The sequence below is a fragment of the Halobacillus amylolyticus genome, from assembly GCF_022921115.1.
Classification (GTDB): domain Bacteria; phylum Bacillota; class Bacilli; order Bacillales; family Halobacillaceae; genus Halobacillus_A; species Halobacillus_A amylolyticus.
Genome location: NZ_CP095075.1, coordinates 3,336,482 through 3,358,729, shown reverse-complemented (window position 1 = coordinate 3,358,729; position 22,248 = coordinate 3,336,482). Strand labels below are relative to the sequence as shown.

Genomic DNA, 22,248 nt, shown 5'->3' with positions numbered 1-22,248 from the left:
CTCTAAATGTGCTCGATCTGTTTCTCTGTTGACCTTACATCGTTACCTCTTAGTTTGATCAATCTAAAAACGGTATTCTTAATATCAATATTAGCTAGTGTATCAATCTCAAAATCAATGAAATTGTATAGCTCAGTAACAGGCACATCATTGTTTTTACCTATATAGATCTTAGGAAAGACTTGCTTAGAATGAACTTCACCTTCACCAAGAAGCTCCTCATACATCTTCTCACCAGGTCGTATCCCAGCAAACTTAATTCCAATCTCTTCCTCCGTAAACCCAGAAAGAGAAATAAGATTTTTCGCCAGATCAACAATTTTCACCGGCTCACCCATATCCAGCACAAAAATCTCTCCCCCACGAGCTAGGGCTCCAGCTTGCATCACTAACCTCGAAGCCTCAGGAATAGTCATGAAATACCGTGTCATATCAGGATGGGTCACTGTTACGGGCCCACCACTCGCAATCTGCCTCTTAAACAACGGAATTACACTACCACGGCTTCCTAACACATTACCGAACCGTACCGCCACAAATTTGGTCTGACTAGCCTGACTTAATGATTGCACAACCATCTCAGCCACACGTTTTGTGGCTCCCATTACATTCGTTGGGTTAACGGCTTTATCAGACGAAATAAGAACAAAATTTGCAACTCCAGCAACGTCTGCCGCTTCCGCAACATTCTTCGTACCAATCACATTATTCTTTACCGCTTCTTTCGGATTCGCTTCCATTAACGGAACATGTTTATGAGCAGCCGCATGATAGATATAAGACGGTTTATATTCATTAACCACTTCAAAAATACGGTCACGATCCTGAACATCTGCGATAGTCGTCACAAGCTCTATATTTATATCTAACTGAGATAATTCCATATGAATGCTATAAATGCTATTTTCTCCATGACCTAACAAGACAAGTCTTTCAGGACCAAACTTGACCAACTGCCTGCAGATTTCTGAACCAATAGATCCACCTGCTCCTGTTACGAGAACTGTCTTCCCATTGATCTCACTAGAAATAGAGTCAATATCTAATTCGACTGGCTCTCGTCCTAATAAATCTTCAATTGAAACATCACGAATTTGATTAACCGATACATTGCCTAAAGCAATGTCTTCAATCATCGGCAATGTTTGAACATTCTTCACTACTTTCTGTGATTGCTGAATAATGTCCTTAACACGATTGCGCTCGATCGACGGCATTGCAATAACTATGTGATTGATTCCATATTTACTTGAAACCTCTTCAATTTTTTCCGTACTCCCGAGCACAGGCAGTCCACTAATCGTCAGGTGGTGCATAGTGAAGTCATCGTCTACAAAGCCAACAATATTTGTATTTACTTCTGCTGAATCCTTCATTTGGCGAGCCAGCATACGCCCTGCAGAGCCAGCCCCTACGATTAATGTCGTTTTTATATTTGGATCGTTTTTAACCAACTTTGCTTTTTTACCTTTAGGATTAACTGTAAGACCATATGTTTTATAGTATCTCCAGGCAAACCTTACCCCGCCAATTAATAGAATATGTAGCATCCAAGTAATAATAAGTGCTCGTTCATAGATTGTACTAAAAGCTAAAGCTTGAATAGCTGCAGCCGATATGATGGATAAGGAGACAACAACTATAATTCCCAGTAGTTCTTCCATACTGGCATAACGCCATTTCTTCCTATACATCCCGAGCACACTTGAGAATAGATGGTGAGTTAGCAATAAAGTTAAAGCTGATACAAACATCATCCAATCAAATGTTTCTACATAAGGATTAAGGAAAAAGTGAGACATATATATTGAAAAAGAAACAATAATAGAATCTATGATAATTAATAAGGCCAATCTTTTTCTAAAAGCTGAAGACATTTCTAATACACACCCCTTTCCTACTTCTAATCGTGTTTGATGCTACAGAAGGAAAACTTCTTCTGTAGCACCCTATTCAAATCCTATTAACTAAAATAATCCTAAAAACTTCTTCTTTTTCACATGCTGCGGCACATCCGACGCAACCGCTTGTCCTTCAGCAACATACTCCGCGTTTTCCGCAAATAAATAAACCATGGACTGACCATAGTTTTTTCTTAACTCCCTATAAGCATCCTTCATACAAAACCCTCTCGAAGTGGTGTTATGCGCATCAGATGCAATAAGGTGGGTCAGATTGGCTTCGATCAATTGATGTGTGAACTTCTGGATGTTTTTTCCGAAACGCCCACATAGGCTGGCTGCAGTGATTTGTGTGTAGGCACCTTTTTTAACTAGAGCGTAAAGTGTGTCGGGATGCTGGATGATATGGCGATTCCGTTCAGGGTGAACGATGATGGGCTGGTAACCTTCTAGCTGAATGTCGAATAGTAGTTTACTAGCATATCTTGGAACCGTATCTGATGGAAATTCTACGAAGACGTAGTTCCCTGTTCCGTTTAAGGTAAGGATTTCGTCGTTTCTAATTCCGTCTAACATTTCCCCATGTATCCGTGTTTCTTGTCCTGGTAGAACGGTTAATGGAATGTCGTAATCAGACAGGTGACGATTGAGCTCAGCCACTTGGATCGTGATGTTGTTCTTGTAGTTGTTGTATTTTCCGTTTTGGTGATGGGGTGTTGCGATGATCGTATGTATGCCGTCAGCTACTGCCGCTTCGGCCATCTTAATACTTTCTTCAATGGACTGTGCACCGTCATCAACGCCTGGGAGAATATGGCTGTGAATATCAATCAAGGGTCTGTCTCCTTTCCAAGGTTTCGCTTCGTTAAACATGTATTGTGAATACACTTTTTAATGTCTCATATTAAAGCTATTATAGCAGGTTTTTGTCGGCTAATGAAGGGGGCTATTTGGAGAATATTCCTAGATCGCTAACAATTTTAGGGATAAATGCTTACAAAACAAGGATGTTCCTGTCATATTTTGTCGAAACTTTTTTCCTAGTCTATTTTTGTTCATTGAAAGTATCCGCTTACAATATGTATACATGATAAAGATAACCTGTCTCTTTTAAGAGAGTACAGGTTATTTGTTAATTTTCTTTTAAAATAATCCTAGAATCTTTTTCTTTTTCACTCGTTGTGGTGGTTCAGTCGCCAGCACCTGACCTTCTACGGCATACGCTGCATTCTCAGAAAGATAATAAACCATCGATTGGCCATATTTCTTCCTTAATTGTCGATAAGCTTCTTTGATCGTGAATCCTTGTGGGTTATGTGATTCCAATGCGATCAGATGAACCAAGTTTGCTTCAATCAACTGATAAGAGAGCTTTTTGGCTTTCTTGCCATTTCCCCCTAATAAACTACCGGCAGCAACCTGCGTAAACGCTCCTTTTCTAACAAGTGAGTAGAGTAAGTTGGGCTGCTCAACAATTTGCTGGTTTCTTTCCGGGTGGACGAGAATAGGTCGATAGCCTTCCACTTGCAAGCTGAATAAAAGATTACTGATGTAGTGGGGAACATGGTCGTGTGGAAGCTCAATCAATACATAGCTGCTATGTTCGTTGATGGGTAAAATCTCATTGTTATGGATTCCTTCGAGCATGTCTCCATAAATACGTGTCACTTGCCCGGAAACAACGGTTAAAGGGATGTCCCGCTCCTCAAGCTGACGATTTAGCTCACCTACTTGAATGAGTATATTATTTTTGTAATTGTTATAGCTTCCATTATTGTGATATGGAGCAGCTACAAGTGTTGTCATTCCTTCTTTAACTGCTTTTGCTGCCATTTTCATGCTGTGTTCCATCGTGGGTGCCCCATTATCCACGCCAGGAAGAATATGTGTGTGTATGTCAATCATAAGACAGTTTCCCCTTTATAAATCTCTATACTTATATAAACTATTCAGCTCTGATTATAGTAATAAATTGGTAATCACATAAGACCTTCTATGTATACGTCACTTTACCAAATAAAATAACTAGAAAAACAGGATTAATTTCTTCCAAGTTAAGATCTTCCGCCTTTTCCAGTCCCCTTTATCCTTGGATGCTAGTTAAAGCCCAACAAAGAAGCATACAAAAAAGCCGCTTCGATTGTAGTCAAAGCGGTTTTTACTCGTACTCTTCTTATTTTCCTTGATGGATCTTCCATTTATTAAACTCCAAGTAATCTCGAAATTGTTCTTTAGAAATGCCTGAGTTCATGGCTTCATGGACTAGGTCGAGCCAATCATTGTCTAAGGCGTCGTCTTTACCACTTGATTCTCCGTGCAGCAAGTAGTTGATCGTGATGTCCAGCTCTTTGGAGATTTTCTCTAGGAATTGGACGGATGGGTTGGTTTGCAGGTTGCGTTCGATCGAGCTGAGGTAGGATTTTGCGACTCCGGCTCGCTCGGCTAGCTCGGATAGCGACATATGACGGTCTTTACGAATTTGCTTGATGCGGTCACCGATCATACTTTCACCTTCTTTCTTATGTGTAAATTATATCATAGTTCGCTGGGGCGTTCTATTTAAAGTACGAAAATCCATAACTTGACCTAGTTGGTTTAATTTACATGAATGTAAGGGATTAAAATTAGGTTATCTTTACCAGTCTTTTCGAACGATTGGTTAGATGGTTATGCAGGTTGTAGTGATATGGGGATCTATCCTATGAGAATGGATGGTTTTGGTTATAATAAGGTGTATATGGATTTGTCTACTATGATGCTGCTGAACATGCCATGATATTTTTTATGAAATCGACAGCGAATGGGTAGGATGTGAAGGAGTGATAAAGGATGTCAGATGAGTTAGTGGAGCGTTTTGAGCTGGCGTTTAATCAGATTCATCAACATTTGAAGGAGATGAATCGGTTTCCGAAAAATGATAATTTTGCGGAGTTGCTGCAGCATTCGAAGGATCGTGGTGTGATTCGGGTGCATTATGATGCATTGAAACAGTATGCGAAATTACGGAATGCGATTGTGCATGAGCGTGTGCGGGATGGCTATTATATTGCATCGCCCCATGTTGAGGTTGTGGAGGAGCTTGAGGGAATTAAACAAACGCTTGATCAACCTCCTTTGGGACTTGATGTGGCAACTCGGCCGGTGATGTTCTTCTATGAAGAGACAGAGTTACTTCATGTGATTGAGGCGTTTCGGGAGCATGGGGTGTCGCAGTTTCCGATTTACCGGGATGGGTTATTTGTTGGGCTGTTGACGGATGCTGGGGTGGTGCGTTGGCTTCAGGAATCGGTTCGTGAGGGGTCGGTTGCGGTTGAGGGGATGACGGTTGGTGATGTGCTTGGGCATGAGAAGGTGCATAATGTCGAGTTTGTGGCTGAAGATGTGTCGGTGTTTGAGATTGAGGATTTGTTTGAGCGTAGTCATGGGGAGGGTGAGAAGCTGAAGGCTGTGATGATTACGGAGGGCGGCGATCGTGATGGGAAATTGCTTGGAATTGTGACGTTGCTTGATTTGATTCTGGATGATGATGGTGAATGAGTGATGGGAAGCAAACGGTGAGGGGATTCTTTACTTATGTCAAAAAACGGTGTTGCCGGCACGCTGACTCGTTGTTTTGTCACTTATACAGAGTTTGCTTGAAACGAGGGCTTCTTTTGTGGTGCCGCTGTTCACAAGGGATTTGGTGGACCAGCAGATGCTTTAGGCTAGTGGATAGGAGTTAGGTTAGGTGTGATTCTTTATTAATCTTCTTAATGAGTTATGGTAATTGACCCCTGATTTATGGTTAGACAATGGACTACCCCCTTCTGTAACCTAATAAGTTTTTATATATAAAAAGCCGAAAAGTAAGTCTAAAATCACTCAATAGCATCCATCGTCAGTCTACCCTTACCAAAGATTATATCATTAACCCTTACTGTCTTTATCAGCTATTCTCATTTTGCGTAAAATTCTGATAGTTGATTGGGTTTGTGTTGATATTTGGATCGGGATGGAGTTATGATTGAAACAGCAGGAATTTTTATGCAAAGGGGAATTTTTATGGTAGAAGATCGTAGAATTGAGCCATTTCGGTACTCGTTTGATGTGCCCCTTCCCGGTTTTTACAATAAGAAGTTGAATCGCCGTGTGTCTGGACCTTTACGGATTATGGATATTAGTTTGAATGGGCTTCGTTTTCAGTGTGATGTGAATCCGGAGCTTGTGTTTCGGGATGAAGTGTTTATTTCGTTCATGTTAGATCATGTAACTTATACGGCTGAGGGTCGTGTGATTTGGGGTTCGGCGGATGGTGAGACGATGACGTGTGGTGTGCATGTGTTTGAGTTTCCGTTGAGCTTGCGTGAGGAGATTTATCGATTGAAGGAAAAAGCTGAAGGTGATGCTGGTCTTCGGTCCTTGATGTAGGACTGATTTCATGAAAAACCAACGTACTTCAGGGGTGATGAACCTTGAAGTACGTTGGTTTTTTATTTTTGTAAGATGTCCTGAGCGTCTATATCGACGATGGGTTCGTTGTGAATGAGTCGGGAGCGGATTTGGTTGAAGAGCTGCTTTTCTCCTTCAGGTAACTTTTCTGGATTAAATTTTTTGTGAAAAACGGTGTATAGTGTGTAGTCCCGTAGCTTTAGGAACAGCGGGATTTGGTTAAGCCAGAACGGATCAACGCTGGTTTCCTTTTGATAGCCTTTTAGGAAATGAGACAGGAATTCTTTTGCAAACTGGGATCTTGTTGTCACGTCCTTGCTTCCATACTTCGTCAATACGGAATAGTACATCGGGATCGCGATGTCACTCATGTAGTAAACATACGTGCTGTCATCGAAATCGAAGAGGTGTAGGTCGCCTTGATGATAGAAGAAATTGCCTGAGTGCAAGTCGTTGTGAATCAGGCCAAAGCTGTCGTTAGTTTCCGGAAGGGCCTGGATTTCGCTGATAAGTGCTTCTCCACTTAAGATGATTTGGCGGTCTGTGTCCTCGTTTAAATAATGACGGAAATCCAGTAAGTCATCTTGATCCCATCTTTTTCTCTGACTGCTGCCTGCTTTGTATTCCTTTGTGACACGATGCATGTGCCCCGTCACCCTCCCCCACTTTTCAAAAAGTTCGGGACTCGTTGATTGGACTCGGGTGCCTGGGGCTTTATCGAACAGGCAGACGTAGAAACTGCCCTGTTGGATCGGAATTTTCGCTACAAGCTCATCCTTTTTGGATGGGTGAACGTAAGAAGCGTTAATCCCGTTTGCATGCAGGTAGTTGATCCAGTGCAACTCTGCTTCTACTTCTGTTTTACTACGGTGGCTTGAGTGCGTGAGCCTCAAAATGTACGGCTGGTTGTTTTGGTACACCTCGAAGACATAGTTTTCAAAGTCTCCGAGCTTTTTGGCATGGGTGGCGTCGGTATTGAATTGGCTGCCTGCCTCGTTTAATAGATGATCTGAAAATTGTTCCTCGAACCACTGTTCCATGTGTCACCTCATTATTTTTTGTGGCGATCAGCGAAAAGCGCCATCGCATCACGCATGAATTCGGCCAGGCCTTCACCGTAGTTGTCGATGTTATTGGTGAAACGCTCATCGTCGATATAGAGCTGGCCGATGCCTTTGAATTTCATCAGATCGTCGTTGTTGATGCTCTCGTTCATGAAAAAGTACCATTCCTTAATAGCGGCTTGCGCTGCATCGGAGTCAGGTGAGTCATGTCTTAGCGTCGCAAGCTTTTTGTAGATAGTATCCATTTGTCTGGACATATGGTCTTTTCCTTGTTTTGACATATGGTTGAACTTGGCATTTGAACGATCGACGGCTTCATCGCCCCATCGCTCGCGTGCCTCTTGTTCATAAGGATTGCGGCTGAAGTCAAAGCCTTCAAATTTATCTTTGTTCGTCATATGAATCTCTCCTCGTCGTTGTTGAAGCGTCTTCTCCACCGTTTGGATCATATTGTCGAGCCGGCGCCGCTTCTCAAGCAGCATTTTCCGGTGAAGCTGAAGAGCTTCTTTTTGATCGAAATCGGGATTGGTGATGATTTCTTTGATCTTTTTTAACGGAAAATCAAGTTCTTTGAAAAATAGAATCTGCTGCAAGGTTTCTAGATCTTTATTTGAATAAAGTCGATAGCCGGCTTCGGTCGTTTCCTGTGGTGTGAGCAGGCCGATATTGTCGTAGTGATGCAGGGCACGGATGCTGATGCCTACGAGTTCAGCCACTTCTTTTACTTTCATTGGCATGGTGGATTTACCTCCTTTCTTTTGGACTTTCTCCGCCCCCTTATGTATTGACTATAAGGTGTGACGTTGCGTAAGGGTCAATGGTTTTTTGTGCTAAATTTTTTGTAGATGGTCTGTGGTGTCTTTAAAATAGATCCGAGCATGCGATCCATAACAACCAAATTCTGGATGACCTGAGGTGGAAGTTTATGGTTACTGATGCTGTGCCGAGCGGATAGGATGAGTGCTAAGAGTAAGAGTCCGATATGCAATAGGGTTTTGTTCTCCTCTTCTTTTCTTCATATTCTACTTTTTTCTGATAAAATCCTTTATTGTTTGTACTAAGGCTTCGACGACAAATCACATGGGCATATTTTGGATTGGAAAATAGGAAGGTTATTACTCAAGTAACGGGGAGTTTAGTGGAACAACAGATGCCATAAGCAGAGGAGAATATTATACTTAGGCCATCTAACATTTGCTTCGATAAGAAAGGAATATACGAAATTGTTTATGTAGACTTTCCGCGCCCACCAGGGTCTATACAAAAGGGCTTGAGGGGTAGAATCGCGCCTTAAGGTTTTGATTCTTGCTATAATGACCACTATGTAGCTTTAATTTTTATTAAATAGGGGAGTGGAATATGGAAAATAACGTTTTTGAACAGATGGCAAAAAGATATGATACAGAAGAAAGAATTGAATTAGCTAAAGTTATAGTTGAGGAAGTAAGACCAGAATTACGAAATAGTAAACCAAAATCTTTAATAGACTATGGGAGTGGTACTGGTCTAATTAGTTTAGAATTATCGGATTTAGTTGATTCTACTTTGTTGGTAGATTCATCAAAACAAATGTTGGAGGTTGCGAAAGCTAAAATTTCTCACAGAGGAATTACCAACTCAAAAGTACTTTATTCAGATTTTACTCAAGAAACTCCTGAACTTAAGGCAGACATCGTTTTAATGTCACTCGTCCTTCTTCATATTCAGGATACTAAAAAAATTTTAAAAGAATTGTTCAACATTTTAAATAATGGCGGCAAGCTAATTATTATTGATTTTGACAAAAACGATAAAATACATCATCCGAAAGTTCATAACGGTTTTTCTCATGAAGAACTGAAAAAAAGATTATCCGAAGTTGGATTTAAATCAATTGAAATTAAGACATTCTATCATGGAAATCGTATTTTTATGAATCAAGATGCCTCCATGTTTATATCCAGTAGTATAAAGTGATTTCTGTTTTCTTGTTCTTAGTTCACACAATCCTAAAAAAGAACCATTCATATCAAGGGTTTTAGCCTTTGATATTGTGAAATGTATTGGTCTAGTTTATTCCCGGAAATGAAAACCACCTCAGGTCATCCAGAATATGGATGACCTGAGGTGGAAGTTAATGGTTAGGACGTTATTGTCTTGAGATAGGTTCACAGAGATGCAAGTTTTTCAAAAAAAGCAGTGCTAACGGTGACGTAATCCACATCACATCCTCACTTCAAACTACGATAGCTGAGCCACTTCCTCCCTCTTATTATTCTACAAAGTTTTAACTCTTGCAGGTATGAATCTAACCTTAGTTGGAAAGGAATGGGACAGAGGAGGGGCGCCAATGAGCTATGAAGGTTATAAGCGATCGAAACAACCAGTATATGATCGTTTCGATGACAACATTGACTATATGAAAAAAGAGCTTGGTATCGGTGAGAGTTTTGATGCGATACATCTGGATTTGAACTATGCTGAGCGAAATATGGGCATGTTTCTAATTGACGGCTTCGCGAAGGATAAGATTTTACATTACTTAATGAAGTTGCTTGCAGATCTTGAACCAGATCAGCTTGGGACTGAACCTTTAACGAAATTGATGAAAACCTATCTTCCGTACATTGAGATAAGTACAGAAGATGATTTGGATAAAACTGTTTTCTGGGTATTAAGCGGGGCGACAGCGCTATTTGTTGACGGAATTGATAAAGTCATCATCATTGACGCAAGAACGTACCCTGTCAGAAGTCCATCCGAGCCAGATTTGGAGCGCGTGACGCGCGGGCCTCGAGATGGGTTTGTTGAAACGGTTGTTTTCAATACTGCGCTGACGAGAAGGCGTGTTCGAGACCCTTCCCTCAGGATGGAATACATGTCGATCGGCAGAAGGTCTCAAACAGATATTTGTGTGTCGTATATCAAGGATATTGCTGACCCTAAAATTGTTGAACAGATCAAGAGTTCACTTGAAAAAATTGATACAGATGGGTTGCCGATGGGCGAAAAGACGGTAGAGGAATTTCTATGCGGTCGAGGCTGGAACCCCTACCCAACCGTACGTTACACGGAGCGTCCGGACACGGCAGCTATTCATTTATACGAGGGGAACGTGCTGGTGATGGTCGACGGCTCACCGAGTGTACTGATCACTCCCGCAACATTCTGGCACCATCTTCAACACGTTGAAGAGTACCGGCAACGTCCCGTAGTGGGGGCTTACTTTCGTATCGTCAGGTTTTTGGCCATCTGGTTATCCGTCTTCCTGATGCCAATATGGTTTTTCTTTGCTCAAAATCAGCATTTGTTGCCTGAGGTGCTAAGTTTTATCGGGCCAAAAGAATCGATCCTTATTCCGCTGCTTATTCAAATTGTTCTCGTTGAACTTGGGATGGATATGTTGAGGATGGCAACGATTCATACGCCGTCCTCGATGGCGACCGCACTCGGGCTTGTCTCAGCCGTTATTATCGGACAGGTGGCGGTAGCAGTCGGCCTTTTTACGAATGAAGTTATTTTATACATTTCACTCGTTGCTATTGGTACATTCGCAACACCTTCTTATGAATTCGCTTTGGCGAACCGTTTGTTTAGACTCTGTCTTCTGTTTGCGACGGCTGCCTTTGGCTTAGCTGGATTTGTTGTAGGTATCACTGTGTGGATTGTTTCCCTTGCGCGAATAAAATCATTCAACATTCCGTATTTGTGGCCGTTTATCCCATTTGACTATCGTGCGATTAGGGATGTGTTTCTAAGAGCGCCAATGCCGTTGAAAAACCGACGACCATCCGCTCTCCACCCTAAAGACCCCGACCGATAAAAGAAATAAAAAAGGAAATAAAAACCACCTCAGGTCATCCATAATTTGGATGACCTGAGGTGGGATTTTTTGTTATTTTGTAGGGGTTGTATTCTGATTTAATAAGAGCAAATGCTCTCACTGAGTTATTCCCATTCGTTAATGAACTCAATATTAGTAAGAAAATGATCGACTATGGTAGAAAAGGGATAGATCGTATTGTCGAATAAATACTCGATTTCTTCCTCTCCAGAGATAGGTTTTACGTTACTATTTTGAATGAACCTTATGGCCATTTCTAATGCTAGCTTTTTATCATGATCTATTTTTACCACCTCCCCTTACAAACCTATGCTTTGATGGCCGTTAACATTACAGTGAGGTAGATTATAGCGGGACAAAGTAATAGATCTGCTTAATTAGCGATACGTCTCTAGTAGAAACATAAATCTTTACTCAATGAGGTAGTTAGGGTTTATAGTTCCGCGTTAGGGCAGTATCTGCTGTCGTTTGGTCGCTATGGTTTTGCGTTAAGGCCGTATCTGTTGAAGTTAAGTCGCTATCGTCTCGCGTTAAGGTGCTATCCCCGCGTAGGGCTGCAAAAGCAGAATAGAAAATGGAAATGAAAACCACCTCAGGTCATCCAGAAATTGGATGACCTGAGGTGGAAGTTTATGGTTTTTGGGTGTGGGTGGTGGTTATTCTAGTTGGCTTTGGCGGGTTTGGATGGGTTGGATTCGGTTCCATCCATGTAAACGGTTGTGACATAGTAGTTGTAGTTGGATGCTTCAGGGTCGGTGTACGTTTTGCGTTCGTGTTCGGAAATGCTCGCGACTTTTTCGTAGTCTTCTCCGTTTTTACTGCGATACACGCGGTAGCCTGCTACACCGTCTACACGCACAGCATGCCATGTGACGAAGGTTCCATTTACTTCGACACTGGTTGGTGCTTTAATGTCATAATCTGCCTCTTCTTTTGGCTGCTGTTCTTCATCGTCTAATGATGATTTCAGCTCAGAATAAACAACGAGGCGATCTAGATGGGTTCCTCTTTCATGGTCAAAGACTCCCGTACAGGTAATCAGATTGAGCCTTTTTTTATCTGTTTTACCGAAGATCTCTTTAATTGGCGCCTCATCGGCTGGATAGCTTTCCAGCTTCTGAACGACATAGGTCAGCTCTTTGCCTTCCTCATTTGTGACGATGATTTCGTCCCCTTTTTGCAGATCTTTCAAATAGAAGAATACGGCTGGACCTTTATAGCTATCGACGTGTCCGGCGAGGACGGCGTTTCCTGTGTTGCCTGGTTTCGTTCCAGGCTCGAACCAGCCTACGGTTTTATCGTCTTTTGGCACACCCATTTGTCCGTTATCCAGCACCCCTACTTCGTTAACGGGGCGTCGATATCGAGACTTGGAACCTTCAAATTGGTAGGGACAATTCCATTGCTTTGATCTGGTGTTTCCGTTTCAAAGTCAATCTCTTTTATATCCCCTGATTGATCAACGACGGTAAATTCTTCTGATTTAAGCGAGAGATCAGAGGCTTCATTTTCTGAGTTCTTTTCTTCCGTTTCCTGCTCTGGGGTGGGATCATAGGGGGAGGTGAAATTCGCCCACACATTTGAGTTGTACCCTGCAAGCAAGAGGGCCGCTAAGCCTACAATTGTAAAATAAGTTCTCCACTTCATACCCATCACCTTTTCTAATATATTGAATCTAAAGCGTATCAGCGTTATGCATTTCTCTATTTCTCTTTTAAAATTCTATCTTATAATGAGTGTTCAAAAAGTTGCCAAATTAGAAGCAAGCCAACGAAGAGATTCGCCGCTTATCATTTGGCGACTTTTTGAACAACCTCTTATAGAAAAGAGGAGAGGGTTTCCCCTCCCCTCTATCCTATCAGTTATTGACGAGTCTTTTGCATTTTACCAGAGAGGGTTATGCCAGACTCGCCGATCTTATCTTGAAAATGTAGAAGGACAGTCGCATTCACCTTGACCCAAGAAGGGTGAGGTAAATGCGGGTGCCCTTGTTCTCCCCAGGAGCTTGACCTCCTGAGGAGCGGTTTAGCTAGTTGTTTATTGTTGTACTTTTTTTCTAAACATTACGCCACCAGAGATGAGGACGAGTGCACCGAATGCTACCCAAGTCCAAAGGCTGCTTGTTGCGGTACCGCCCATTCCTGTCTTAGGCATATCTTCTGGCATTTGCTCTGCAGCAAATTTATCTGGCATTTGTTTTACAATTGCATCACTTAACGTTTCGCCTACTCCAAACATGAAGCCATATCCGTCACGGAAAGAGTCATAAGTGGCTTGGTAATCACCAGCTACATAATGGTCGAAAGTTTGGATGACATCTTCTTCATGTGCCCAAAGCGCGCTAGTTGCTGCATCTGCTGGCAGGTTGCCTTCAGTTGCCATTCCAAGGAATTGGCCAAATGTTTCAGCGAATTTCTGCAGGCTTTGCTCAGCTGCTTTGCGTGCTTCTTCATCATTTTCAAGTGTTGCTGTTACAAGTTCAGATTGTGCTTTGATATGGTTTTGTTGCCAGATTTTTTGGAACTGTGTGGCAGCTTCATCACCATAGATAGAACCAATCGCTTCTGTGAATTCTTGTGTGTTCATGTTTTCAGCCCATGTTACGAAATCATAGTCTTCAGCTTGGTTATAGCCTTTTTGCATTTCAAGAACAGCTAGAGCGAAGTGCTCAGAAGCCAAGCGGTTCAATGTAGAACGTAGATCAGCGGCTGGTGTAACGGCTTTTGTCCCTTCAAATTTTTCTGGCATTTGCGTTACAATCGCGCTTGATAGGGCTTTACTGATGTCAAACATACGCTTAAATCCTTCGCGGAAAGATTGGTATGCTTTTTCGTATTCTCCAGCTACATAATGATCAAATACATTAATAACATCTTGTTCATGTGCTGCTAACACTTTTGCTGCGGCTTCTTTAGGAAGGTTACCTTCTGTTGCTGTAGCAAGGAAAGAACTGAATTCATTAACGAATTCGTCTACTTCTGCTTCAGCTGCTTTACGGGCTTCCTCATCATTGTTGACTTTCGCTTCTACAAAATCTGGTGTGTAATCGTTGTGACCAAGGAAAATGTCTTCAAACTGTGCGGCCGCTTCTTCACCGTAAACGGAAGCAATGGCCGGGGTCATGTCTTGAGCGTTTTGGTCAAGAGCTTCATACACTTCATCAGCATCTTCTGCGTTGTTGTAATCCTTAATCATCGCTGTTGTTACTAGAACAAAGTGTTCCGATAGTAGTTGATCTAAGCTCGAGCGTAGATCAGCGGCTGGTGTTTTTGATGTGGTCTGTGTGTCACCGTCTTGTGCCATTGCTAGGGATGGAATCAGTAGCATAATGGCCATAAACATGACGACTGCTTTTTTTACTGTTTTCAAGTGTGTCACTCTCCTTAAAGTTTTGTTCTGCTTTGATTTGTTACATAGCTATCGTGAGTGGATGACAACTGGATCACTTTTTTTATAAATTTTTTTGGGATTTTTGCTGATTTTTTTCTAAAGCTTGTCGTGACAAAGGATTTGGGCTATTAAAAAATTCTTTGGATTGAATGTTTTTGATGGAGTGAAGACTTAGCCCCCTGGAATTAAGGAGGGTTCATACTTTAGGAGTAGTAACTGCTCCTTCATAAGGTTCCTATGAATAAGTGTTATAATTATGGAAAATACTTGGAGGTATAATTAATGGAGAAAAAACTGGACTCTATCCTTGAATATCTAGAATTATTAAAGCATGGTCAGGAGCGTCTTGAAGAAAATCAAGAGCGCCTTGAAGAAAAGATCGATCACCTTTCCTCAGAAACAAGAAGCGGGTTTACAGATGAAAATTCGGAAGATTATAAAGAGATTTTCAAAGGGGTATCAAGGCAAATGAGAAACCTCCAAATTGATGTAGACTTCCTCAGTGGGAAAACAGGAAAGCATGATTTAAAATTGAATAGAATAGAAAAAAGGATTCAGTCATAGGGCTGAATCCTTTTTAGAATCACCTTAAGATCTTAGAAAGGGTCGATAAAGCTCTTGAGGATCAATATTTTGCGATTGATAAAAGGCATCTACATTTCTAAGAGCCTGAGCATACTTTTCATTTAGAAACCAGTATTCTTCTTCGGGTATTAGGTTTTGAATCTCTGCTTGACTCAAATGTAATCCAGTATCAGATAACGTATAATCTACCGTCTTCATTCTATCCGCTCCTCGTTTTTGGCTAGTTACATAGTTTCATTGTTGACAGATTGTTGAAAGAATATACGAAACTTAAAAATCGTGAAGTACGAGGATGAATCACGTCTGAAGCCGTTCCCCTATTTCCTTATTCAGTGAGGTCCCTTCTTACTACCCAGCTAAGACTTTGCAACGTTAATTACCGTTCCTCAGAGGGAAAAGCCCGTTTTCGTATTATGAAGACGGGCTTTCTGAAGTCTCTTCCAATCTAGAATGGCGCCTCATGCAAACTTAAAGTCGGTAGAATGTAACCATATTTTTAAGTTCACTCAAGGTAAATGAGGAAGGATCCTTGTCTGAATCGTTAAGGACGTTAGCATCTAGAAGTTTTTTAATGTAATGCTGTCTCATGTCTTCTACAGCTTCACGAAGATGATTTCTCACCACGCACCTCCATCAACCAGCTATGGTAGTAATCTATACAGCTTCCGAGTTATTATCATTACTATTTGATCCCCTGTTGTATGCCAACTTACCCTCACTTTACCACCTATACTTTTGAAATTTGTTAATTCAATCTTAAGATCTTTTTAAATCTGCATTATCAACCGTGTAAGTAAACCTCATCTTGTTTTTAACCATTCCCTGATAGGAAACCTGACAACTATATGGAAATAAAAACCACCTCAGGTCATCCAGATTTTGTCTATCCTATAGTCCTTTTACCAATCTATAGATTAAGTTCTCTTTGGTTATATTACCAACAGGGAGGTGAAAGCAATGGATAAGAAAAAGGAGCGCAATGAGAAGAATGTAAATGGAAAATTAGGTGGAATGGGTCTTTACGGCACAACCTCTAATACAGAAATCGCTGGTTACAAGGCTTCCGGGGACATTGAAAATGCCGGAAAGGTGGATAAAGGTTTCGAAAAGGTTGAAGAGGAAGATACTGCCCCAAGAGCTTCCGTAAAAGAAGGCGAGCAGGAAGATTATTAATCGACCATTTTTATGGTTCAAGAGGAATGTCTAGCAAGTCATTCAAAAATATCCCGTATCACTTTTACAGTGGTACGGGATTATTTTCTTTTTGATCTAGATTATTGTTCACTTAAGCTGTTTACAGAAACACTTTGTTTATTATTGGGTGTTTTTAGGGAGTGGATGGTGGCTGTTGCATTTGTTTCGTCCACGTGCTCAATGTAGATCCCTTCCCCATTATAAGTTACATTAGCCATAGTTGAAGAGGAAGCAATTTCTTGTGCTCGTTGTGCATTCATTTCATCTACCTCCTTTGGGTTCGTGATATTCTGCTTCTATTCCTGCTGCTCCTTCAAATCATACAACGGAACTTCTTGGACGATGTTAGGTTGGTCAACAGGGTGAACCCGGGCCGTTTCACTTCTTTCAATGACCTCTTCGATATAGATAGGGCGTTGATCATGGGTCACATTAATCATCTCGTCGGAGTGGAAGATTTCTTTGGCGCGTTCTTTGTTCATTAATAAAGTCCTCCTTTATCGGTTATGTATAATTTTCACTTGAAGCACCATTTATATACACTTTTTATCAGATAGGCATGGAAATAAAAACCACCTCAGGTCATCCATAAATTGGATGACCTGAGGTGGGGATTCATTCCTTTTTCGAAGGGTTTTCCAATATTAAACTCTATTGAACATCTTATCAGGGTTATACATCGCCACGTCTTACTGTAAGCTTTTGGAACAAAAGATGGCTCAAATATGTCTATTTTATGATCTGCCTATGTTATAACTAGCATTAGATAGTTGTTCGATCATACTGCTTTTGCAGGCTGAATAGGGTGTCGGCTAACCCCCATGTCGTAGGACGGAAGGGGGTGACGCCTGGGTGCATTTATGAATCACTGATGATTATGATTGCTTTTAGTTCGCTAATTGTTTCGATCAAAGCTCTAATTGTGACGATTTTGCGCATAAAAAAATAGACTCCCTATTCTAGCAAGAATCGGGGTGAGTCTATTTTTCAAATAGTCAGCGCCCTAAAAGAGCAACTATCTAGGGGATCACAGTTGCAACCTGTGGTCCCTTTTCTTATGTGTATCCTATTTCTAACTTTATCATACCATAATTTCTTGAAAAAGTTAATTGAGAAATAAATAATTAGCAGCTCAATTGGCTCAGAATTCGCGACATTAGATTCCATTTGGCTACCACCTCAGGTCATCCATATTTTGGGCGAGTGCTGGTCATTCAAACAATGGATTGCCTCCAAAAATAGGCGAGCGCTCACTTTTGTGGCACAAACGCTCAGATATTTGGTCGAACGCTCCAGAATTGTCATTGGCAGCTCCACTTTTAAAAATTTGCGCTCACCCAACCCTCCCAACCGCTCACCACTAGATTGGAAATAAGAACCACCTCAGGTCATCCAGAAATTGGATGACCTGAGGTGGTAGTTTATTCCTTTCCCTCTCCTTCTGATTTGCGGAAGGCTCCGGTTATTTTGTTTGATAGGTCATCGAAGAAGGTGTAGACAACGGGGATAAGGACGAGCGTGAAGAAGCTTGAGACGGTCAGGCCGAAGATGATGGTCACCGCGAGCGGTTGTTGGGCTTCGGCGCCTTGGCCAATTCCGAGTGCGAGCGGCAGCATTCCTAAGATGGTGGTGAGTGTTGTCATTAGGATGGGCCGCAGGCGGTCGGGGCCGGCTTCTAGAATCGCTTCCGTTCTGTCATATGATTTTTCCCGTAAGATATTGATGTAGTCGACGAGCACGATAGCATTGTTGACGACGATCCCCGCGAGCATGATGATCCCGACGAAGGCTGGCAGGCTGAATGGCAGTCCTGTGATAAACAAGCCTCCAGCAATGCCGACGATCGTGGCGGGCAGTGAGAACATGATGATAAACGGGAACAGGAAGTTCTCAAACTGAATTGCCATCACTGCATAAACCAAGAAAATCGAAAATACCAGTGCCAGGGCCAGATCTCCAAACGCGTCGCGCATGTCTTCTGCCTGTCCGCCGATGGAATAAGAATAGCCATCAGGAAAGTTAAGGCTGTCGAGTTGGGCTTGGACGGCTTCGGTTGTGCTGCCAAGGTCACGGTCGACGACTTCTGCTTCAACGTTGACTTGCGGCTGCTGGCCCTCTCGCAACAACGAAACAGGTCCCTGAACTTGGGTCAAATCAGCGATGGTCGCAAGCGGGATAATCGATCCGCTTGGTGTTTGCACCGACATGCCTTCGAGATCGGCAATCGTTTGGCGTTCTTCTTTTGGCAAAATCAAGCGGACATCGATTTCGTTGCCGCCTTCCCGATACCTTGTGGCGATTTGGCCACTAAAGGCGAGCTGTACTTGATTGATGACTTGCTGATCGCTTAAGCCATATTGAGCTGCCTTCTGGCGGTTGACATCGATTTGCATTTCCGGCCGGCCTTCTTCTGTTGAAGACGTCAGCTCGCTGACCCCATCGACATCTTCCATTAAGTAGACGATTTGCTGGGACAGCTGGTCTAGGACTTCGTATTCAGGTCCATTGATCTGCACTTGTAACGGCGCACCTGTGCCGAGCCCGGCTTCAAGCGCACCAACAGAGATGTCCGCTCCAGCCAGCCCCCCTAAGGCTTCGTCAATGTCTTCCACGACGGCTGCCGTTGTTCGTTCCCGCTCCCCCGGGTCGACAAGCTGAATCGTGTAGGAGCCGAAGTCGGAGGAGCTGCTGCCGACCCCACCGCCAATACCGCCCCCGCCAATCGTCAGGTAGCTGACATCAATGACGTCGCTGAATTCCTCCAGCCGTTGATCGACCTGATTCGTAAGTTCTTGTGTTTCTTCGATGGCGGTTCCTTCTGGCATTGTGACTCGAATCGATACTTGTCCTTGATCCGAGGGCGGGATGAATTCCGTGCCAATCAATGGAATCAGCGCGATACTGCCGGCAATGCAGGCAACCGTAATCGCGACGGTTGTTTTCCTAAACGTTAATACTTTTCTTAATAACTTGCGATAGCCATTGGTTACTTTTTCTAAAAGACGGTCAAACCATTCGCGACGGCCGCTTGTTTTGATCGGTTTGGTTAACAGTTTCGATGACAGCATCGGCACAAGTGTGACGGATACGGCCAGTGATGCGATTAACGCAAAAGAGATCGTCAAGGCGAGCGGGGTGAACAGCTCGGAGGCGATTCCTTCCACAAAAATGATCGGCAAAAACACGACGAGGGTCGTTGTCGCCGACGCGATGACGGCAGGTGCGAGCTCAGAGGCCCCTTGCTTTGAGGCTTCGACGATGGAGTAGCCCCGCTGCCGATAACTGTAGATGCTTTCCAAAATGACGATCGAGCTGTCGACCATCATCCCAATCCCGAGCGCGAGCCCACCCATCGTCAGTACGTTTAACGTTTCACCTGTGAAAAACATCAACGTAAACGTAGAGATGATGGCGATCGGAATCGAAATCCCGATGACGAGCGTTGCGCGTACACTTTTCAAAAATAGCAGCAGCACAAAAACCGAAATGATCCCGCCGATGATAATATTTTTCACGACACTGTTAATCGATGTTTTCACAAATTCACTCGTATCAAGGACGACCTCAAGCTCGACATCCTCCGGCAGATCAGCCATTGCTTCATCAATAGCTGCCGTGACGTTATCCGCTGTTTCTACCGTATTGCTGTCCGTTTTTTTCAAAAAGGACAGGACAACGGAGGAATTGCCGTTTACTCTTGAGACGGTATTCGATTTGGCAAAATTCTCTTCGACGTCGGCGATCTGATCAAGGGTGACCCTGGCGCCTTCCGGTGACTGAACAATCGTTTCACGAACATCCTCGATGCTTTGATAATCGCCATTGATGCGGATTTGCAAGTCCTTCTGGCCTTTTTTAATGCTGCCGGCCGAGGCGGACTGGTTTGAGGCATTCAATGCTTGGATGATCGTTTGTGAATCAAGGCCGTACTGGGCCATTTGCGCACGGTCGACGAGCACCTGAACTTCCCGTGTTCGCCCCCCTTCAATGCTGACGGAAGCGACTCCTTCTTGGCGTTCAAAATGCGGGACGAGTTGGCTCTCAGCAATTTGCTGCAAGTTCGCAGGAGTGTCGCCGGAGAGACCAATGGTCATGATCGGCAGCTGCTGTGGGTCGAAACGAAGTACGTTCGGCTCCCCCGCTCCCTCAGGAAGCGCGCCCGTCACTTGGTCAACCTTCTCCCTGACCTCAAGCAATGTGCTATCAAGATCAACACCAGTGCTGAACTGCATCATCACAAGCGAGGCGCCTGCTTGTGATTGAGATTGCAGGACCTCCAGACCTTCGAGCGAACTGACAGCCGATTCGACTGGACGGCTGACGAGCTTCTCAACTTCTTGTGGGGCCGCTCCTTCATAACTCGTTGACACCACGGCGATCGGTAGTTCAATATCTGGATACAAATCGATGGTGAGCGACCGTAATGAAACGAAGCCGAGCCCGAGAATCGCGGCGACGATCATAATGACACCGACAGGCCGCTTCACGGATAGATTAACGAGCTTCACTTACGCGTCCTCCTTCATGATCGACACTTTGGCGCCATCACTTAAGGTCAGCTGACCGCTTGTGATCACAGGCGCATCGGTTTTTACGTCACCTGAGATCGCAGTCTGATCCGTTTGCGACTCGATGACTTCCACATCGACCCGGACAGCCCTTTGATCGACAACCTGGTAAATGTAAGCTTCGCCGCCTTCTTCCGCAACAGCGTCCGTCGGCACGATCATCGTATCTTCTACCACCGTTTCTGGTAAAAGGAAGGTGGCCATCATGCCCGGTTTAATGGTTTCATCCGCGTTATCAACGGTCGCTTCGACAGGATAAAGGCCTGTCTCATCCGGAACCGATGGAATGTAGCTGACCGTTGAGGTAACAGGTTCCTCCAGCGTATCAATCTGTACCTGCAGTTCACTTCCTTCAGAAAATAAACCGAGCTGTTCAGCTGTGACAGCAGCCGTGATTGTCATCGGGTTAAGGCTGACAATCGTTGCGAATGGTTGTTGATTGGTAACGATGTCGCCTTCGCTAGCATTCAATGTAGAAACTTCCCCACTGGCTGGGGCCGTAATCGCTTCGTTCGCCCCTTGTTCTTCGGCTTGATTGAGCTGAACTTGAGCTTGTTCGACCTGGAGCTCCGCTTGGTCAATGCCAATCCGTGCTTGCTCAAGCTGCTGCTCTGCCTGGTCGACCTGAGCCTTGGCCTGAGCAACCGCTGAATTAGTGGGGGCTCCCTTTTCGCCGGTTAGCTGCTGAAATTGCGCGTACGCTTGATCAGCTCGGGTTTGCGCTTGTTGATAAAGGACTTCTGGCACGGTCCCTTCTTCGACGAGCTGCTTCGTTTCATCAGCTAATGCTTGAGCTTGTTCGTATTGCTGTTTGGCGGCCGTAGCGGCTTTGTTGCCTTGGCTTGCTTTGGCATCGGCCGCTTGGCGGGCAATGTCGACTTGCTTCTTGGCATTTTCGACGCCTGCCTGTGCTTGCTCAAAAGCAACCTGCGCGTTTTCGAGCTGAGTTTTCGCCTGCTTGACAGCGAGCTGCTGGAGCTCGACTTGGCTGCTGCTGTCTCCGGGATCAACGACGCCGACAGTCTCGCCTTCTTCAATGCGGTCGCCCTTGGCTACGTTTAACGTCACCAGTTCGCCGGGGACGCTTGAAATGACGGGAGAGGTATCGGCTGTCGTTGCCCTCCCGACTATTTTTCTTTCAATAATGAAGTTATCTTGAATGATGGCGGCGGTTTCGACGGGTGTGGTGCGGGTTTCGGCTTGTTGTTCGTCAGCATGATTGTTGCAGGCGGTGAGTGTGGTGATGGTCAACAGGAGGACAATATATGTAAGATGCTTCATCGGTTCATTTTCCT

23 protein-coding genes are annotated in these 22,248 nt (G+C 43.6%); 7 read left to right on the top strand and 16 right to left on the bottom strand.

Features of this window, described 5'->3' with window-relative positions:
• Window positions 1-2: 2 nt before the first annotated feature.
• The 4 genes from MUO15_RS17160 to MUO15_RS17145 form a co-directional block, all read right to left on the bottom strand.
• On the bottom strand, window positions 3-1,877 hold the full coding sequence (locus tag MUO15_RS17160; protein WP_245031223.1) for a polysaccharide biosynthesis protein: 1,875 nt from the start codon (window positions 1,875-1,877) through the stop codon (window positions 3-5).
• 90 nt (window positions 1,878-1,967) lie between these two features.
• Window positions 1,968-2,735, bottom strand: coding sequence for a tyrosine-protein phosphatase (locus MUO15_RS17155; protein ID WP_245031221.1), 768 nt, complete (start codon window positions 2,733-2,735; stop codon window positions 1,968-1,970).
• A gap of 309 nt (window positions 2,736-3,044) precedes the next feature.
• Complete coding sequence (locus tag MUO15_RS17150) at window positions 3,045-3,806, bottom strand: tyrosine-protein phosphatase (RefSeq protein ID WP_245031219.1); 762 nt, start codon at window positions 3,804-3,806, stop codon at window positions 3,045-3,047.
• A 268-nt stretch (window positions 3,807-4,074) separates the two neighbouring features.
• Window positions 4,075-4,404 (bottom strand): helix-turn-helix domain-containing protein, encoded by a 330-nt coding sequence (locus MUO15_RS17145; protein WP_245031217.1) that lies wholly within the window; start codon window positions 4,402-4,404, stop codon window positions 4,075-4,077.
• A gap of 326 nt (window positions 4,405-4,730) precedes the next feature.
• Between MUO15_RS17145 and MUO15_RS17140 the strand changes: the two genes are divergently transcribed.
• A complete protein-coding gene (locus MUO15_RS17140; protein ID WP_245031215.1) occupies window positions 4,731-5,438 on the top strand; it encodes a CBS domain-containing protein in 708 nt (235 codons plus the stop codon).
• A 462-nt stretch (window positions 5,439-5,900) separates the two neighbouring features.
• Window positions 5,901-6,308 carry a PilZ domain-containing protein gene (locus MUO15_RS17135; protein WP_245031208.1) on the top strand — a complete coding sequence of 136 codons (408 nt, stop codon included), beginning with the start codon at window positions 5,901-5,903 and terminating at the stop codon, window positions 6,306-6,308.
• A 62-nt stretch (window positions 6,309-6,370) separates the two neighbouring features.
• On the opposite strand, the gene MUO15_RS17130 is transcribed toward MUO15_RS17135, so the two are convergent.
• Complete coding sequence (locus tag MUO15_RS17130) at window positions 6,371-7,369, bottom strand: phosphotransferase enzyme family protein (RefSeq protein ID WP_245031206.1); 999 nt, start codon at window positions 7,367-7,369, stop codon at window positions 6,371-6,373.
• Between the two features lie 11 nt (window positions 7,370-7,380).
• The gene (locus tag MUO15_RS17125; RefSeq protein WP_245031204.1) at window positions 7,381-8,130 is read right to left on the bottom strand and encodes a MerR family transcriptional regulator; all 750 of its coding nucleotides are present in this window, start codon (window positions 8,128-8,130) and stop codon (window positions 7,381-7,383) included.
• A gap of 622 nt (window positions 8,131-8,752) precedes the next feature.
• Between MUO15_RS17125 and MUO15_RS17120 the strand changes: the two genes are divergently transcribed.
• The gene (locus tag MUO15_RS17120; protein WP_245031202.1) at window positions 8,753-9,349 is read left to right on the top strand and encodes a class I SAM-dependent methyltransferase; all 597 of its coding nucleotides are present in this window, start codon (window positions 8,753-8,755) and stop codon (window positions 9,347-9,349) included.
• 373 nt (window positions 9,350-9,722) lie between these two features.
• Window positions 9,723-11,195, top strand: coding sequence for a spore germination protein (locus MUO15_RS17115; protein ID WP_245031200.1), 1,473 nt, complete (start codon window positions 9,723-9,725; stop codon window positions 11,193-11,195).
• A gap of 125 nt (window positions 11,196-11,320) precedes the next feature.
• Here the strand turns inward: MUO15_RS17115 and MUO15_RS17110 are convergent, their stop codons facing one another.
• The 4 genes from MUO15_RS17110 to MUO15_RS17095 all read right to left on the bottom strand — a co-directional run bounded on the left by MUO15_RS17110 (window position 11,321) and on the right by MUO15_RS17095 (window position 14,585).
• Entirely contained in the window at window positions 11,321-11,509 is a 189-nt protein-coding gene (locus MUO15_RS17110) for a hypothetical protein (RefSeq protein ID WP_245031198.1), read from the bottom strand.
• Window positions 11,510-11,877: 368 nt separating this feature from the next.
• Window positions 11,878-12,552, bottom strand: coding sequence for a class F sortase (locus MUO15_RS17105; RefSeq protein WP_256464144.1), 675 nt, complete (start codon window positions 12,550-12,552; stop codon window positions 11,878-11,880).
• Window positions 12,553-12,554: 2 nt separating this feature from the next.
• Window positions 12,555-12,863 carry a hypothetical protein gene (locus MUO15_RS17100; RefSeq protein ID WP_245031194.1) on the bottom strand — a complete coding sequence of 103 codons (309 nt, stop codon included), beginning with the start codon at window positions 12,861-12,863 and terminating at the stop codon, window positions 12,555-12,557.
• 390 nt (window positions 12,864-13,253) lie between these two features.
• Window positions 13,254-14,585 carry a copper amine oxidase gene (locus MUO15_RS17095; protein WP_396266263.1) on the bottom strand — a complete coding sequence of 444 codons (1,332 nt, stop codon included), beginning with the start codon at window positions 14,583-14,585 and terminating at the stop codon, window positions 13,254-13,256.
• Between the two features lie 303 nt (window positions 14,586-14,888).
• Between MUO15_RS17095 and MUO15_RS17090 the strand changes: the two genes are divergently transcribed.
• Window positions 14,889-15,170 carry a hypothetical protein gene (locus MUO15_RS17090; RefSeq protein WP_245031192.1) on the top strand — a complete coding sequence of 94 codons (282 nt, stop codon included), beginning with the start codon at window positions 14,889-14,891 and terminating at the stop codon, window positions 15,168-15,170.
• A gap of 24 nt (window positions 15,171-15,194) precedes the next feature.
• Here the strand turns inward: MUO15_RS17090 and MUO15_RS17085 are convergent, their stop codons facing one another.
• Both MUO15_RS17085 and MUO15_RS17080 read right to left on the bottom strand, forming a co-directional pair.
• On the bottom strand, window positions 15,195-15,389 hold the full coding sequence (locus MUO15_RS17085) for a hypothetical protein (RefSeq protein WP_245031190.1): 195 nt from the start codon (window positions 15,387-15,389) through the stop codon (window positions 15,195-15,197).
• 270 nt (window positions 15,390-15,659) lie between these two features.
• Window positions 15,660-15,812, bottom strand: coding sequence for a Fur-regulated basic protein FbpA (locus MUO15_RS17080; RefSeq protein WP_245031188.1), 153 nt, complete (start codon window positions 15,810-15,812; stop codon window positions 15,660-15,662).
• Between the two features lie 336 nt (window positions 15,813-16,148).
• Between MUO15_RS17080 and MUO15_RS17075 the strand changes: the two genes are divergently transcribed.
• Window positions 16,149-16,364, top strand: coding sequence for a hypothetical protein (locus MUO15_RS17075; RefSeq protein ID WP_245031186.1), 216 nt, complete (start codon window positions 16,149-16,151; stop codon window positions 16,362-16,364).
• A 101-nt stretch (window positions 16,365-16,465) separates the two neighbouring features.
• Here MUO15_RS17075 and MUO15_RS17070 read toward each other — a convergent pair whose 3' ends face one another.
• Both MUO15_RS17070 and MUO15_RS17065 read right to left on the bottom strand, forming a co-directional pair.
• Window positions 16,466-16,645, bottom strand: a complete 180-nt coding sequence (locus MUO15_RS17070; protein ID WP_245031184.1) for a small acid-soluble spore protein H — start codon at window positions 16,643-16,645, stop codon at window positions 16,466-16,468.
• A 36-nt stretch (window positions 16,646-16,681) separates the two neighbouring features.
• Window positions 16,682-16,867 carry an H-type small acid-soluble spore protein gene (locus MUO15_RS17065; RefSeq protein ID WP_245031182.1) on the bottom strand — a complete coding sequence of 62 codons (186 nt, stop codon included), beginning with the start codon at window positions 16,865-16,867 and terminating at the stop codon, window positions 16,682-16,684.
• Between the two features lie 323 nt (window positions 16,868-17,190).
• Here MUO15_RS17065 and MUO15_RS22225 point away from each other — a divergent pair, with 323 nt between their 5' ends.
• Window positions 17,191-17,334, top strand: a complete 144-nt coding sequence (locus MUO15_RS22225) for a putative holin-like toxin (protein ID WP_396266262.1) — start codon at window positions 17,191-17,193, stop codon at window positions 17,332-17,334.
• A gap of 472 nt (window positions 17,335-17,806) precedes the next feature.
• Here the strand turns inward: MUO15_RS22225 and MUO15_RS17060 are convergent, their stop codons facing one another.
• Both MUO15_RS17060 and MUO15_RS17055 read right to left on the bottom strand, forming a co-directional pair.
• Window positions 17,807-20,893, bottom strand: a complete 3,087-nt coding sequence (locus MUO15_RS17060; RefSeq protein WP_245031180.1) for an efflux RND transporter permease subunit — start codon at window positions 20,891-20,893, stop codon at window positions 17,807-17,809.
• A complete protein-coding gene (locus MUO15_RS17055; protein WP_245031178.1) occupies window positions 20,894-22,234 on the bottom strand; it encodes an efflux RND transporter periplasmic adaptor subunit in 1,341 nt (446 codons plus the stop codon).
• Window positions 22,235-22,248 lie beyond the last annotated feature (14 nt).

Coding starts and splice junctions, on each gene's coding strand:
- MUO15_RS17090 (WP_245031192.1), top strand. CDS start 14,889: ATGGAGAAAAAACTGGACTCTATCCTTGAATATCTAGAATTATTAAAG.
- MUO15_RS17085 (WP_245031190.1), bottom strand. CDS start 15,389: ATGAAGACGGTAGATTATACGTTATCTGATACTGGATTACATTTGAGT.
- MUO15_RS17115 (WP_245031200.1), top strand. CDS start 9,723: ATGAGCTATGAAGGTTATAAGCGATCGAAACAACCAGTATATGATCGT.
- MUO15_RS17130 (WP_245031206.1), bottom strand. CDS start 7,369: ATGGAACAGTGGTTCGAGGAACAATTTTCAGATCATCTATTAAACGAG.
- MUO15_RS17140 (WP_245031215.1), top strand. CDS start 4,731: ATGTCAGATGAGTTAGTGGAGCGTTTTGAGCTGGCGTTTAATCAGATT.
- MUO15_RS17145 (WP_245031217.1), bottom strand. CDS start 4,404: ATGATCGGTGACCGCATCAAGCAAATTCGTAAAGACCGTCATATGTCG.
- MUO15_RS17135 (WP_245031208.1), top strand. CDS start 5,901: ATGATTGAAACAGCAGGAATTTTTATGCAAAGGGGAATTTTTATGGTA.
- MUO15_RS17150 (WP_245031219.1), bottom strand. CDS start 3,806: ATGATTGACATACACACACATATTCTTCCTGGCGTGGATAATGGGGCA.
- MUO15_RS17075 (WP_245031186.1), top strand. CDS start 16,149: ATGGATAAGAAAAAGGAGCGCAATGAGAAGAATGTAAATGGAAAATTA.
- MUO15_RS17055 (WP_245031178.1), bottom strand. CDS start 22,234: ATGAAGCATCTTACATATATTGTCCTCCTGTTGACCATCACCACACTC.
- MUO15_RS17160 (WP_245031223.1), bottom strand. CDS start 1,877: ATGTCTTCAGCTTTTAGAAAAAGATTGGCCTTATTAATTATCATAGAT.
- MUO15_RS17070 (WP_245031184.1), bottom strand. CDS start 16,645: ATGAATGCACAACGAGCACAAGAAATTGCTTCCTCTTCAACTATGGCT.
- MUO15_RS17120 (WP_245031202.1), top strand. CDS start 8,753: ATGGAAAATAACGTTTTTGAACAGATGGCAAAAAGATATGATACAGAA.
- MUO15_RS17125 (WP_245031204.1), bottom strand. CDS start 8,130: ATGCCAATGAAAGTAAAAGAAGTGGCTGAACTCGTAGGCATCAGCATC.
- MUO15_RS17100 (WP_245031194.1), bottom strand. CDS start 12,863: ATGAAGTGGAGAACTTATTTTACAATTGTAGGCTTAGCGGCCCTCTTG.
- MUO15_RS17065 (WP_245031182.1), bottom strand. CDS start 16,867: ATGAACAAAGAACGCGCCAAAGAAATCTTCCACTCCGACGAGATGATT.